The organism is Pelagimonas phthalicica (assembly GCF_004364805.1).
GTDB classification, from domain to species: Bacteria; Pseudomonadota; Alphaproteobacteria; order Rhodobacterales; family Rhodobacteraceae; genus Pelagimonas; species Pelagimonas phthalicica.
In genome coordinates this window covers 892723-905423 of record NZ_SOAP01000001.1, presented here as the reverse complement: position 1 = coordinate 905423, position 12701 = coordinate 892723, and the positions used below count along the sequence as shown (strand labels likewise).

Sequence of the window (12701 nt, the reverse complement as noted above, 5' to 3'; positions counted from 1 at the left end):
TAAGGCCATATAGGGGCAACTCAAATCGAAGGATTCAGGCCATGTTGGAACTGGGTGGGGCTGCTCCGGCGGCTGATCTGATCAAAGATGTAAGCGAACAGGACTTCATGACTGAGGTCGTCGAGACCTCGATGCAGACCCCGGTGATTGTGGATTTCTGGGCTCCGTGGTGTGGGCCTTGCAAGACATTGGGGCCGCAGCTTGAGGCGGCGGTGACGGCCGCCAAGGGCGCGGTCAAGATGGCCAAGGTCAATGTGGATCAGGCGCAAATGATCGCGGGGCAGTTGCAGATCCAGTCGATCCCGACGGTATATGCCTTTTGGCAAGGCCAACCGATAGACGGGTTCCAGGGCGCGGTTCCCGAGTCCGAGATCAAAGCCTTTGTTGAGCGCGTGGTTCAGGCGGCGGGTGGCGATGCCTCTGGCGGGTTGGACGATGCGCTGGATGCGGCTGATGAGATGCTGGAGGCGGGCGCGGCATCGGACGCGGCCCAGACTTATGCGGCGATCCTGGGAGAAGATCCGGCCAATGCGCGCGCCTATGCGGGCATGGTTCAAGCGCATCTGGCGCTGGAAGATCTGGAGCAGGCCGAAGCGATCCTGAACGGGGCACCGGCTGAAATTTCCGGCACACCGGAACTGGAAGCAGCTCATGCGCAATTGGAGCTGGCCAAACAGGCAGCAGATGCCGGCCCGGTGGCCGAGTTGACGGCGCAGGTCGAGGCGGACCCGGACAATCATCAGGCGCGTTTTGACCTGGCACAGGCGCTTTATGCCAGTGGTGATGGCGAAGCGGCCGTGGCGCAGTTCCTGGAATTGTTCCGCCGTGATCGTGAGTGGAATGACGGCGCGGCCAAGGCGCAGCTGTTCACGATCTTTGACGCGCTCAAGCCGAATGATCCGGTTGTCCTGAACGGGCGGCGCAAGCTGAGCTCGATGATCTTTGCCTAAACCGCGACTCGCGCTAGGTTACTGTGCATGACTTGGCTTTCCGATCTGCCGGAGCTGCTTCCGGTCTTTCCACTTCCGGGCGCTTTGATGCTGCCCCGGGCGCGGCTGCCGTTGCATATCTTTGAACCGCGCTATCTGGCGATGCTGGATGATGCGTTGAAAAGTGACACACGGTTGATCGGCATGATCCAGCCCTGTCCGACCCCTGATAGCGAAAAACCGCGTCTGCATTGCATTGGCTGTGCGGGCCGCGTGACGCAGTTCTCCGAGACGGAAGACGGGCGCTATATGATCACGCTTTCGGGGATTTCCCGGTTTCGTGTGATCGAAGAGGTGGAGGGGTTTCAACCCTATCGCCGCTGTCGCGTGTCCTGGGACGGGTTTGACAGGGATCGCGCGGGGGCCGAAGCGGATGACGGGTTTGACCGGCCTGGGTTCATGAAGCTGTTGGAGCGCTATTTTGAGGCGCAGGAATTGTCGGTGGATTGGCCGACGCTGACCGATGCGGATGATGAGCTGCTGATCAATTCCCTGTCGATGCTGTTGGATCTGACACCGGAAGATCGCCAGGCCTTGTTAGAGGCTCCGTCCCTGTGCACCCGGCGCGAAACACTGGTGACGCTGATCGAATATGCCCTGCGGGGCGGAGAAGAGGATTTGATTCAATGAGCCCGAGTAATCCGACAACCGTCATGGATCGCCGCATGCTGGAAGCACTGATCTGCCCCGTCACTCAGGCGGGGTTAGACTATGACGCGGACAAGCAGGAATTGGTCAGTCGCGCCGCCAAACTGGCCTTTCCGATCCGCGATGGGATTCCGGTGATGTTGGTGGATGAGGCCCGCAAGCTGGAGGCGTGACGGGGACGGCGCTGTTTGCGACGCAAATGCGCCCCGCCCACCGTCCCGCCGCCACCTGTTCGAACCCAATGGATTTATCGGCAGTGTTTCTGGCGATAGAGCAGCATCAATCTGGCAAATTCTTTCGCCTCTTCAGTATCTGGAAAGCGTAGGTCAATCGGTGCCGGACTATGCATTGACCCCATCACAAAGCTATTCCGATCATAGGGCGGCTCAGAAAAAGAGAGCGTAGTCACAAGCGACCGGTGGTTGGGCATCGCTTTCACAGCCTGAACAAAGTCATAAAAGACGGGTGCATCCTTATGGGCCACCAGTTTTGAGGTGTTTGTGGCGGCGTCTCTTTCAGCTTTCGCCATGATGTGAATCTGGAGTTTGCCTCCGGGTTGTTTCAGCATGGTATCGAATGCAAGGCGGCGCTGGGCAATGTCAGGGTCCTGATCCAACGGTGCCCAGGTGACTTGCCCGCCGGAGTTTGGAAAAAGGGTCGTTGTGTGTTGCGACGGAGGGGTGAATTCACGGGCGAGTTCAGAAATGGCAAATGCCTGATCTCGGGTTTCTTTCGATAAGAATGTGGGCTGCGCCAAGTAGCGGGTTGTCCCGTCCGAACCTGGGATGAGAGAGACAGACCCAAGATCGAAATCAACCAGGTTCGCATTCAGAAAATAATCCAGGTCTTTGCTTTTCACTGATGCAGGAAAGCTGACTTGTAACATGCAGCCCTCAAGTTGGACGGATCCCTGAACCTCTTCCGGGATGAGTATTGCAAGCTTCTTTTCGAGCCGTGTTTCGATACTGGTGGAAGAGATGGCGTAATACCCGCCGACAATCAAAAGCCCAAAAAAGGCAATTGGTGCTAGAAGTCTGAACATGGGATACTCTTTAATTGAGGGCGTTAGAGTGTTTTGAGCGCCCGTGCAAAGATGGCAGGGTCGACATTGCCGCCTGAAATCGTGGCGATGACGGTGTCGTGCTTCAGATCATCCGCGTGAAACAGGGCGCAGGCCAGGGCGACGGCTCCACCGGGTTCCGCGACCACTTTGAGGTGTTGAAAGGCCAGCCCCATGGCGCGCAGTGCTTCGTCTTCGCTGGCGACCACACCTGCGCCGCACAGGCGGGACATGATCGGGAATGTTATGTCGCCGGGCGTTGGGGTCAGGATCGCATCGCATAGCCCGCCTGCCTCAGTCGCATTGCGTTCTTTTTGACCGCTGCGCAGCGAGCGTGCCACATCGTCATAACCTTCGGGCTCGGCAGGATGCACCAGCATGTCCGGTGCTAATTGCTCCAGCGCCAAGGCTATGCCGGAGGTCAGCCCGCCGCCGCCGCAACAGACAAGCACATCTGCCGATGTCACCCCAAGCTTTGCTGCCTGCTCGGCGATTTCCAGCCCGCAAGTGCCTTGGCCAGCGATGACTTGCGGTTCGTCATAAGGTTTGATCAGGGTCAGCCCGCGCTCTTCTGCCAGCCGTGTGCCAATGGTTTCGCGGCATTCGCGTGCGGCGCGGTCATAGAGCACGACTTCGCCTCCAAGCCGCTTGGTGCCTTCGATTTTCAGGCTTGGGGCGTCGGCAGGCATTACGATCACAGCAGGCACGCCAAAAGCCTGGGCGGCGGCGGCGATACCCTGGGCATGGTTGCCCGAAGAGAAGGCGATAACGCCGCGCGAGCGTGTTTCCGGATCCAGGGCCGAGACCGCCGACCAGCCGCCGCGAAACTTGAAACTGCCGGTGTGTTGCAGGCATTCCGCTTTGATCAGGATACGTTTGCCTGCGATCTCGTCCAAAGCCGGAGAAGATAAGAGCGGTGTGCGCCGGACATGGCCTTTGAGACGGTCCGAGGCGGCTGAAATCATGTCGAAATTCATAAAACTATCCTGATCCGGTTTTGCCCGTAATGGGCCCCAGCTACGAGGCACTGTCAACAGGGCTTGCACGGGGCAAAGGGATGCGCCAGCTTGCGCGCATGATTGAACGTCGGGCGACCCAAGGAACACAAGACAGCATCGCGCTTTATTCGGCGTGCGACACCTATCGTTATGGGTTGCAGCGGGTATGGGGCCGCGGGCCGGAACTTCTATACGTGATGTTGAACCCGTCTACGGCGACCGAAGAAAGGAATGACCCGACGATTGAGCGTTGCCAGCGCCGGGCGGTGCAATTGGGGTTTGGCGCGATGCGGATCGCCAACCTGTTTGCTTTTCGCGCCACGCTGCCAAAAGATTTGCGTAAGGCCAAGGACCCGGAAGGCCCTGAAAACGCTGACCTGTTGCGGCGCTGGTCCGGCGCGGCAGAGATGACGATTGCGGGATGGGGGACACATGGGGCCCTGTTGGGGCAGGGGCAGGCCGTGGCGCAGTTGCTAGAGGGGGATGTGCGCCATTTGGGGTTGACCAAAGACGGTCATCCTCGCCATCCGCTCTATGTCTCTTATGCCACGCAGCCCGAGGTTTGGGAGAAAAAACATCGCTATGGCGGGCCGTAGGCAGCGGGTAAGTGGCAGGCGCTCATTCGCAGGTATTTGAAATTGAAGCGAAACCTGTAGGGTTGCGTTAACCATTTGTTTCAAATTTCATTGAAGGAATCGCGGGTTTCTGGGATAGTCCCCTTGGCTTATTGCGAGGTTTGGTACGATGCTTTTTCTGGCGGGTTTATTGGGGATGATGGCGCTCGGCTCTGTAGTCGTGGTCAGTACGTCAAATTCCGATGACGATGTCGAAGAAGATTTTGATGATGCGCAGGTCGATGACGGCGCAGAGGAAGGCAGTGGCACCAGCACATCTGTTTTCGACCAGCTCGGCATATTCCCAAGCGATTTTGATGATGGTTCAGAGGGTGGTTCGCAAACCGCTGATGGCACAGTTGAAAATCCGGGGAGTGAAGCTGGCTCAGACACTGGTTCTGAAGATGGTGGAGATAATGGGGATTATGAGACCGCAACAGGCGAACCTATCACCATAATCGACCGGTTGGGCGAAGTTGATTATGGCACAGATGGCGATGATTCCCTGACTGGAACAGATTATGATGATGTGCTGTCGGGTGGTGCGGGGAATGATTACGCTGATGGGGGCGCAGATGCGGACCTGCTCGACGGTCAGGATGGCGATGACACGCTGATTGGTGGCGAGGGCAATGATACTCTCTTGGGTCAGGACGGTGCCGATTTCCTTTATGGCGGTATGGGTGATGATGACCTGACTGGCTATATGGATGATGACCAGATTGATGGCGGTGATGGTAATGACACGCTGAATGGCAGCGTTGGCAATGACACCTTGGATGGCGGCAGCGGAGATGACGTTGTCATCGGTGGCAGCGGCGATGATGTGCTCAATGGTGGTCTTGGTGCAGACAACATTGCCGGTATGGATGGCGATGACGTTCTTAGCGGCGTTGTACGCGATGAAAATGGCGTGGATATCGACGGGTATGATTATCTGAATGGTGGTTTTGACAATGACACCATCGGTATTGGCAATGGCGATATCGCGTCGGGCGGCGAGGGGGCTGATACCTTTGTTCTGGGCGATTGGATCACCGTCGATGCCGCGCAACTGATGGATTACGATCAGGCCGAAGATCAGATTGTAATCGTCTTTGACGACAGCACCGGATCAGAAGACCCCGAGCTTGAGATCCGCCAATCCGCGGATGATCCTGACACGACCGAGATTGTCGTTGATGGCACCGTTCTGGCCACGTTGCCGACCGAAGACGCACCGGATCTGGAGAACGTGGTGCTGGTCGGCGAAAGCGTGGCTGCAGAGTTGGCGGCAGCCTAACCCGGGCGCATTTCGCGGCGGGCCCGGTCGCAGAAACGCACAAATCTCTTCAAGAAACACTTTCCTTTCAAACAGGAATCGCGTATGTGCGCGCATCCACTTTATGTGGATACTCCATGGGCCTTGCTGGACGACATCCCGGCTTGTGCCATAACCCTTAATCCGAGAGGAGACCCCGATGTCGATCACTGCTGAAGAAAAAGCACGCCTGATGAAAGAATTCGCAACCAAAGAAGGCGACACCGGTTCGCCCGAAGTACAGGTTGCCATTCTGACCTCGCGCATCTCGACCCTGACCGAGCACTTCAAAACCCACAAGAAGGACAACCATTCCCGTCGTGGTCTTCTGAAGTTGGTTGCTCAGCGTCGTAAGCTGCTGGACTACACCAAAGCCAAAGATGAAGCCCGTTATCAGGACCTCATCAAGCGCCTGGGTATCCGCCGCTAAGTTCGGTTTATACCGTTAGAATAGAAACGCCTGCTTGGAGACAAGCAGGCGTTTTTCTTTTTGTGCTGGCAGGGTGTGGTTGTCACCGCAGCTTGTAATGAATGAAGCGGTTATACAGCACCAAGTATAGATCATTGCCGCTCAGCGCGGTGAAATCTCCGGCATCTTGGGCGCTGGGCATGACCTGGCGGGTTTTGACCTTGCCGCTGTTCAGGTCCAGTTCGTAAAGGTAATCCTTTTCACAAGACCCGCCATCAATGGCGAAAAGGCTTTTGTCGCTAAAGGCAAAATGCCGCCCGCCTGCCACCCGCAGGGGCGAGACCCATTCCAAACGGTCAAAACTGGCGGCGAGCCGCATCACGACCCCCATGCGCCGATCCCCCGAACAGCGATTGAGCGTGTCAAAGGACAAAAGCAGATCGCCGTCCGAGGCAAAGGCGACCGAAATGTCGTTTGGCACGTGAGACGACACATCCTCGCCCGCCGAAAACCCTTTGTCGCCCAAGGGGAGGTTCAGGCTCGCCATCTTGGCCTGCGTGAGGCCGGGAGACAGATGCAGGATGCTCATGGTGATTTGGCTGCTATCCTGCCAGCCCTGAACGGCTACCCAACCGGCCTCAGGCGTGCCGAATAGCGCAACATCGCGGGAATTCCTGCGCCCGCCGAGCGCTTCGTAGAGGCGGGAATTGCCGCCATCACGCGGCAGAGTTTGCAGATGCGTTTTGAGATAGTCGTATTTGGTATCAACAGGGCTGCGCTCGACCGATGTAATACGCCGCGCATTGATGTCCTTTTGAGGCCCCGGATTTTCGATGACTTTGACAAACATCGCGTAATGGCGCGAAAGGTCGGCCCCGCGCCCGGCGGCGAAGTTCTCGGCAATGGCGCGCACGGAGCTCGGGGCGGCGTTCAGATCCGGGCTGCCGCTTTGGGCCAAAGCGGCAGAGGCAGGGAACAGGGCAAGAAAGGCAGAAACAATGAAAAAGGGACGCATGGCGGTTCCTTTTGTTGGAAAGTGAATTTTCCCGAGAAGTGAAACGGCAATCGGTTTTGAAAACAAGTCAGAAAAACCGGCCCTTGGAGCCGGTTTTTTGGTCATAGCGTCCAGGCTTATGCACCCGCAATCGCGGCCATGGCCTCTTGATCCTCGGCAAAGGTCTTTTGCGCTGCCGGGCGCGCCATCATGCGGCTGTTCCAGTCTTGGATCCCGGCGTGATCGGGCAAGAGGTCCGGCATCCAGGAAAAAGAGGAATGCACGATCAGGTCGGCGACACTGAACTTGGACCCCAGCAGCCATGGCGACGTGTCCAGCGCGGATTCCAGCCGCATCATGACCTCGTCCCAGCCGCGAAAGGCAGACCGGAAAGCCGGGTTGTCGTCACCCGTCAATTTGGCAACCAGGACTGGCTCAACCACACCGGCATTCCAGGCCAGCCATTGCAGAGCTTTGCCGTGTTCCGGTGTGCCCGCAGCTGGCATCAGTTCCGCATCGGGAAACAAGGTGCAAAGATGAATGGCGATTGCGATGCTTTCGGTGATGATGGTGCCGTCGTGGTCCAGGACCGGCACTTTCTTTTCCGGATGCGGGTTCTCTGGGTCTGGCCCGCCGCCGCCATCACGGCGCTGCACCGAGACAGTTTTGACCTGCACGGCCTCGCGCGCGCCAAGCTCTTCGAGCAGGGTGACAATCCGGGTCGAACGCGACATGGGCGCGTGAAAAAGGGTCAGCATGGGATGTCCTTGTGTTCAATGAAACTCAGGACCGCTGCTTAAAAGAGCGGGCTGACAGATCCTGTCAGGAGCCTGCCAGCCCGTCGAAGTTTACACCAAATCCGGCTCGCGCCCGACCTTGTTGGCAAGTTTCGCCACAGTCAGACCCTGAATGATGATCGAGAAGACAACTATCACATAGGTGGTGGTCAGGATCAGCGGCTTCCATTCGCTATCGGGCAGGGACAGGGCCAGGGCGACGGAAATCCCGCCTTTGAGGCCACCCCAGGTCATGATCTGGATGACGCCCGGGCCAAAGGTACGGAAGGGTTTCAGCATCAGAACCGGCACAGCCACCGCGGCCAGACGCCCGACCAAAGCCAGAGCGATGGACATGACGCCGGTCATCAGGAAGCTTTGTTCCAGCTGCACGGCAAAGACCTCGAACCCGATCAACAGGAAGAGCACGGCATTGAGGATCTCGTCGATCAGGATCCAGAACTTGTCGACATATTCGCGTGTTTCGGCGGACATGCCATGTTTCGCGCCAATATCGCCGATCAACAGGCCCGCAACGACGGCTGCGATGGGGGCAGAGACATGCAGCCAAAGCGCCAAAGTATAGCCACCAAAGGCAAGGCCAAGGGTCAGCAACACCTCTAGCGAATAGTCGTCAATCAGACGCATGACGCGGAAGACCAGCCAACCCAGAACCAGACCCAGCAGCGCACCGCCAAAGGCCTCTTGCACAAAGAGGATCAGCGCGGCGCTGGCCCCGGCCTCGTGATGGGCGTCAGACGGAAAGGCCAGCCCAACCAGCACGAGAAACACCACATAGCCAACGCCATCATTGAACAGGCTTTCCCCGGCGATCTGCGTTTCCAGAGATTTGCGCATATTGGCTTCTTTCAATACACCCAGAACCGCGACGGGATCGGTGGGCGTGATCAACGCGCCAAAGACCAGCGCAATCAGGATCGGTGCTCCGGTCAACCAGCTAAAGCCAAAGCCGATGATCGCGGTCGACAGGCCCACACCAATGGTGGCCATCAGCAGCACCGTCGGCCAAACCGCGCGCAAATCCGACAGTTTCACATGCATGGCCCCGGCAAAAAGCAGCAGGCCCAACATCCCCTCAAGCAGCGCATCCGAAAAGTCGATGCCCAGGATCACACTGCGCAATTGTTCTGAAATGCCCCAGCCTGGAAAGGCAAGGTCAAAGCCCATAGTCCCGATAGAGGCCAGCAAAGCCACCACCAGAATGCCAATCGCAGCAGGCAGTTTGAGAAACAGGTAATTGATGGTGCCAAACACGCCGGCGAGCACGATCAGCAAGGAAGCAATCTGCAGAATATTCATAACGGTCCCGAAAAACTCTGTGTCACGGGCGTGTTAACATGGGGGGCGGTTTAGGAAAGGGGGAAATTGGTCTCAGGTCTTTATTGCGAACCAAGGCTAGGCCATCATTGATACTGCGCCGAGGTGATGAATTCCGAAAACGCCTCGCACCAGATCACAACGGTGGTGTAATCGGCAATGGATACTCCTTCGGGCACGGGCAGGATCAAACCGTCAAAGGTCTTGACCGGGCCGATGCGCGCAGAATTGGCCTTGATCGCTTCAAAGCCTGCCTCATCCTCGACGAATTCCGTGGTCAGATAGAGCATGTAATCCGGTCCGGGGGCGAGCTTGCCCATATGCACGATTTCACTGTCCGACAGGCTGATCACCCCTTCGCCCCAATGTAGAAAATCGCTGCCCGCGCGGTCGCGATCAAAGGTGCCGCTGAACGTGGCGGATTTGGCCTTTTCCTCAAGCATGGCGGTCTCTGGGCCGGGGGGGGCGGTGAGGATCGGCAGGAAATAGATGCCAAGGGCAAAGCCGAAACCAACGGCAATTAAATGAGAGACAAGCAGCAGAACACGGCGCATGACGGGGCCCTTTGACCTAGGAAACTGGATCAAGAATGCAGGATCAATGCCGGGGCGTCCAGCGATAGGCTAAGGTTGTTTGCTTTTCTTTGCTCTGGCCCTGTGTGCAGCGCATCTGATGGGTTCACAAACCCCTGCTTTTCCTCTATGCCCGCGCCATCTGGAACGTAGCGCGCTGACCCACGCGCTGTGACGTAAGATGACACGTGAGATGAAATATGGGGTCGGCGGCAATGGGGCCGCCCTTCAAACGGGAACTCGGCAGGGGCCGAGCGATCCCAATTAGGATACGATGATGTTCAAAGAAACCAAGAAATCCATGCAGTGGGGCGAAGAAACGCTCACACTGGAAACTGGCAAGGTTGCCCGTCAGGCTGACGGCACCGTGATCGCGACTCTGGGTGAGACCAGCGTTATGGCGAACGTGACCTTTGCCAAGCAACAGAAAGAGGGCCAGGACTTTTTCCCTCTGACCGTTCACTACCAAGAGAAATACTACGCCGCCGGTAAAATTCCTGGCGGTTTTTTCAAGCGTGAAGCACGCCCAACGGAAAAAGAAACCCTGACCGCGCGTCTGATCGACCGTCCGATCCGCCCGCTGTTTGTACCTGGCTTCAAGAACGAAGTTCTGGTGATGTGCACCGTGCTGAGCCACGACCTGGTCAACGATCCTGACATTGTTGCAATGATCGCGGCCTCTGCGGCGCTGACCATCTCCGGCGCGCCATTCCGTGGCCCGATTGCCGGTGCCCGTGTTGGCTTTGAAGACGGTGAATATGTGCTGAACCCGACCGTGGATGACATGGAAGGTCTGCGCAACAACCCTGAACAGCGTCTGGATCTGGTTGTGGCCGGTACCAAAGACGCGGTGATGATGGTTGAATCCGAAGCTTACGAGCTGACCGAAGAGGAAATGCTGGGCGGCGTTATGTTCGCGCATGAGCAGATCCAGCCGGTCATCGACCTGATCATTGATCTGGCCGAAGAATGCGCGAAAGAACCGTTTGAGTTTGTCGCGCCTGACTATTCCGAGCTGTTCGACGTCGTCAAAGCGGCTGGTGAAGAGAAAATGCGCGCCGCTTATGCCATTGGTGACAAGCAGGAACGCACCTCTGCCGTTGCAGCCGTAAAAGAAGAGATCATCGCTGGTCTTTCCGAAGAGCAGCAAGCTGACGCAAACCTTGGTTCCGCGCTGAAAAAGCTGGAATCCGGTGTTCTGCGTGGCGACGTGGTCAAGAATGGCCGCCGCATCGACGGTCGCGCCCTGAACGAGATCCGTCCGATTGTGTCCGAAACCGGTATGCTGCCACGCACCCACGGTTCTGCCCTGTTCACCCGTGGCGAAACCCAAGGTCTGGTTGTGACCACTCTGGGCACCGGCGACGATGAGCAGTTCATCGATGCGCTGCATGGCAACTTCAAATCCAACTTCCTGCTGCATTACAACTTCCCTCCCTATTCGGTGGGTGAAGTTGGCCGTGTTGGTTCCCCCGGTCGCCGTGAGATCGGCCATGGTAAGCTGGCCTGGCGCGCGCTTCAGGCGGTTCTGCCTGCAGCAACCGATTTCCCATACACCATCCGCGTGGTGTCCGAGATCACCGAATCCAACGGCTCGTCCTCGATGGCGTCGGTCTGTGGTGGCTCCCTGTCCATGATGGATGCGGGCGTTCCGCTCAAGGCGCCTGTTGCCGGTGTGGCCATGGGTCTGGTTCTGGAAGAAGACGGATCTTACGGCATCCTGTCCGACATTCTGGGTGACGAAGATCACCTGGGCGACATGGACTTCAAAGTGGCTGGTACCGAAAACGGCATCACCTCGCTGCAGATGGACATCAAGGTTGCTGGGATCACCCCGGAAATCATGTCCAAAGCGCTGGCACAGGCCAAAGAAGGCCGCCTGCACATCCTGGGCGAGATGGCCAAGGCTCTGACCGAAGCGTCTGAATTCAGCGTTCACGCGCCGCGCATCGAGACCATGAACATCCCAACCGACAAGATCCGCGAAGTGATCGGCTCGGGCGGTAAGGTGATCCGCGAGATCGTGGAAACCTCCGGTGCCAAGGTCGACATCAACGATGATGGTGTGATCAAGATCGCGTCGCCTGATGGCGAAAGCATCAAGAAGGCCTATGAGATGATCCACTCGATCGTCGCTGAGCCCGAAGAAGGTGCGATCTACAAAGGTAAAGTTGTGAAGATCGTCGATTTCGGCGCCTTCGTGAACTTCTTTGGCAAGCGCGACGGTCTGGTCCACGTTTCGCAAATCGAAAACCGCCGTCTGAACCATCCGTCTGATGTTCTGAAAGAAGGTCAGGAAGTCTTTGTTAAGCTGCTGGGCTTTGATGATCGCGGCAAGGTGCGTCTGGCCATGAAGATGGTCAACCAAGAGACCGGCGAAGAGCAGGCTCCTGAGCCGAAGAAAAAGAAAGAAGACGAGTAATCGTTGCTTCATTCTGAAACGTCAAAGGGCTCCCATTTGGGAGCCCTTTTTCGTTTGTGCATCAAACCAGCGTGGTTTCGATGTCGATATTGCCTTTGGTGGCGTTGGAATAGGGGCAGACAAAGTGGCCACGCTCGACGATGATCTGGGCGGTGGCGGCGTCAAGGCTGGGCAGGGACACCTCAAGCTTGACCTGAATGCCAAACCCGCCATCGCTGCGCGGGCCGACGCCGACCTTGGCGGTGACTTTGGCGTCGTCAGGCACATCGCCCAGTTTCTCGCTTTGCGCAGCAAAACGCATCGCGCCTAGGAAACAGGCCGCATAGCCGAGGGCAAAGAATTCTTCGGGGTTACGCCCTTTGCCTGAGCCGCCCAGTTCAACCGGCGCGGCCATGGTCGCGGTCAATGCGCCATCCGCCAGCCCAGCCAAACCATTCCGCCCGCCACCGGTTGCATAGGCATCGGCCCAGTATTTTGTATCAACAGTCATTTTGTATCGCTCCTAAATATATCGTGCGCGATACAAGTGGCGAAAACGTAGAAGTGAGTCAATAGGCTTGCGATAATATCGTGCACGATTT

The 12701-nt window shown here is 57.4% G+C and carries 14 protein-coding genes; 7 read left to right on the top strand and 7 right to left on the bottom strand.

The features are described from left to right. Window positions 1-41 precede the first annotated feature (41 nt). The 3 genes from CLV87_RS04480 to CLV87_RS04470 are packed head-to-tail and all read left to right on the top strand — an operon-like array spanning window position 42 to window position 1810. Window positions 42-950, top strand: coding sequence for a thioredoxin family protein (locus tag CLV87_RS04480; RefSeq protein WP_099243254.1), 909 nt, complete (start codon window positions 42-44; stop codon window positions 948-950). A 27-nt stretch (window positions 951-977) separates the two neighbouring features. Next, entirely contained in the window at window positions 978-1619 is a 642-nt protein-coding gene (locus tag CLV87_RS04475) for an LON peptidase substrate-binding domain-containing protein (protein WP_099243255.1), read from the top strand. Continuing rightward, on the top strand, window positions 1616-1810 hold the full coding sequence (locus CLV87_RS04470) for a Trm112 family protein (RefSeq protein ID WP_099243256.1): 195 nt from the start codon (window positions 1616-1618) through the stop codon (window positions 1808-1810). Before CLV87_RS04475 ends, CLV87_RS04470 begins: the two co-directional genes overlap by 4 nt. Before the next feature lie 74 nt (window positions 1811-1884). Here the strand turns inward: CLV87_RS04470 and CLV87_RS04465 are convergent, their stop codons facing one another. Both CLV87_RS04465 and CLV87_RS04460 read right to left on the bottom strand, forming a co-directional pair. Further along, window positions 1885-2679: a hypothetical protein gene (locus CLV87_RS04465; protein WP_099243257.1), complete on the bottom strand. Its 795-nt coding sequence runs from the start codon at window positions 2677-2679 to the stop codon at window positions 1885-1887. A 23-nt stretch (window positions 2680-2702) separates the two neighbouring features. Next, a complete protein-coding gene (locus tag CLV87_RS04460; protein WP_099243258.1) occupies window positions 2703-3674 on the bottom strand; it encodes a threonine ammonia-lyase in 972 nt (323 codons plus the stop codon). A gap of 98 nt (window positions 3675-3772) precedes the next feature. Between CLV87_RS04460 and CLV87_RS04455 the strand changes: the two genes are divergently transcribed. The 3 genes from CLV87_RS04455 to rpsO all read left to right on the top strand — a co-directional run bounded on the left by CLV87_RS04455 (window position 3773) and on the right by rpsO (window position 6039). Beyond that, entirely contained in the window at window positions 3773-4291 is a 519-nt protein-coding gene (locus tag CLV87_RS04455; protein WP_099244762.1) for a DUF1643 domain-containing protein, read from the top strand. Window positions 4292-4439: 148 nt separating this feature from the next. Then, on the top strand, window positions 4440-5591 hold the full coding sequence (locus CLV87_RS24320; RefSeq protein WP_099243259.1) for a calcium-binding protein: 1152 nt from the start codon (window positions 4440-4442) through the stop codon (window positions 5589-5591). A 178-nt stretch (window positions 5592-5769) separates the two neighbouring features. Beyond that, on the top strand, window positions 5770-6039 hold the full coding sequence (gene rpsO, locus CLV87_RS04445; protein WP_099243260.1) for a 30S ribosomal protein S15: 270 nt from the start codon (window positions 5770-5772) through the stop codon (window positions 6037-6039). An 82-nt stretch (window positions 6040-6121) separates the two neighbouring features. Here rpsO and CLV87_RS04440 read toward each other — a convergent pair whose 3' ends face one another. The 4 genes from CLV87_RS04440 to CLV87_RS04425 form a co-directional block, all read right to left on the bottom strand. Continuing rightward, window positions 6122-7033 (bottom strand): hypothetical protein, encoded by a 912-nt coding sequence (locus CLV87_RS04440; protein WP_133840687.1) that lies wholly within the window; start codon window positions 7031-7033, stop codon window positions 6122-6124. A 116-nt stretch (window positions 7034-7149) separates the two neighbouring features. Further along, window positions 7150-7770: a glutathione S-transferase family protein gene (locus CLV87_RS04435; protein ID WP_099243262.1), complete on the bottom strand. Its 621-nt coding sequence runs from the start codon at window positions 7768-7770 to the stop codon at window positions 7150-7152. 90 nt (window positions 7771-7860) lie between these two features. Continuing rightward, window positions 7861-9108, bottom strand: coding sequence for a cation:proton antiporter (locus CLV87_RS04430; RefSeq protein WP_099243263.1), 1248 nt, complete (start codon window positions 9106-9108; stop codon window positions 7861-7863). Between the two features lie 104 nt (window positions 9109-9212). After that, a complete protein-coding gene (locus CLV87_RS04425) occupies window positions 9213-9680 on the bottom strand; it encodes a DM13 domain-containing protein (protein WP_099243264.1) in 468 nt (155 codons plus the stop codon). Between the two features lie 295 nt (window positions 9681-9975). On the opposite strand from CLV87_RS04425, the gene pnp reads away from it, so the two are divergent. Further along, entirely contained in the window at window positions 9976-12120 is a 2145-nt protein-coding gene (pnp, locus tag CLV87_RS04420) for a polyribonucleotide nucleotidyltransferase (protein ID WP_099244764.1), read from the top strand. A gap of 61 nt (window positions 12121-12181) precedes the next feature. On the opposite strand, the gene CLV87_RS04415 is transcribed toward pnp, so the two are convergent. Beyond that, window positions 12182-12610: an organic hydroperoxide resistance protein gene (locus CLV87_RS04415; protein WP_099243265.1), complete on the bottom strand. Its 429-nt coding sequence runs from the start codon at window positions 12608-12610 to the stop codon at window positions 12182-12184. Window positions 12611-12701 lie beyond the last annotated feature (91 nt).

Bases quoted from the DNA above. Each gene is read 5' to 3' on its own strand.
- CLV87_RS04465 (WP_099243257.1), bottom strand. From the start codon at position 2,679: ATGTTCAGACTTCTAGCACCAATTGCCTTTTTTGGGCTTTTGATTGTC.
- CLV87_RS04460 (WP_099243258.1), bottom strand. From the start codon at position 3,674: ATGAATTTCGACATGATTTCAGCCGCCTCGGACCGTCTCAAAGGCCAT.
- CLV87_RS04475 (WP_099243255.1), top strand. From the start codon at position 978: ATGACTTGGCTTTCCGATCTGCCGGAGCTGCTTCCGGTCTTTCCACTT.
- CLV87_RS04470 (WP_099243256.1), top strand. From the start codon at position 1,616: ATGAGCCCGAGTAATCCGACAACCGTCATGGATCGCCGCATGCTGGAA.
- CLV87_RS04480 (WP_099243254.1), top strand. From the start codon at position 42: ATGTTGGAACTGGGTGGGGCTGCTCCGGCGGCTGATCTGATCAAAGAT.
- CLV87_RS04425 (WP_099243264.1), bottom strand. From the start codon at position 9,680: ATGCGCCGTGTTCTGCTGCTTGTCTCTCATTTAATTGCCGTTGGTTTC.
- CLV87_RS04440 (WP_133840687.1), bottom strand. From the start codon at position 7,033: ATGCGTCCCTTTTTCATTGTTTCTGCCTTTCTTGCCCTGTTCCCTGCC.
- CLV87_RS04415 (WP_099243265.1), bottom strand. From the start codon at position 12,610: ATGACTGTTGATACAAAATACTGGGCCGATGCCTATGCAACCGGTGGC.
- CLV87_RS04455 (WP_099244762.1), top strand. From the start codon at position 3,773: ATGATTGAACGTCGGGCGACCCAAGGAACACAAGACAGCATCGCGCTT.
- pnp (WP_099244764.1), top strand. From the start codon at position 9,976: ATGTTCAAAGAAACCAAGAAATCCATGCAGTGGGGCGAAGAAACGCTC.
- CLV87_RS04435 (WP_099243262.1), bottom strand. From the start codon at position 7,770: ATGCTGACCCTTTTTCACGCGCCCATGTCGCGTTCGACCCGGATTGTC.
- CLV87_RS04430 (WP_099243263.1), bottom strand. From the start codon at position 9,108: ATGAATATTCTGCAGATTGCTTCCTTGCTGATCGTGCTCGCCGGCGTG.
- rpsO (WP_099243260.1), top strand. From the start codon at position 5,770: ATGTCGATCACTGCTGAAGAAAAAGCACGCCTGATGAAAGAATTCGCA.
- CLV87_RS24320 (WP_099243259.1), top strand. From the start codon at position 4,440: ATGCTTTTTCTGGCGGGTTTATTGGGGATGATGGCGCTCGGCTCTGTA.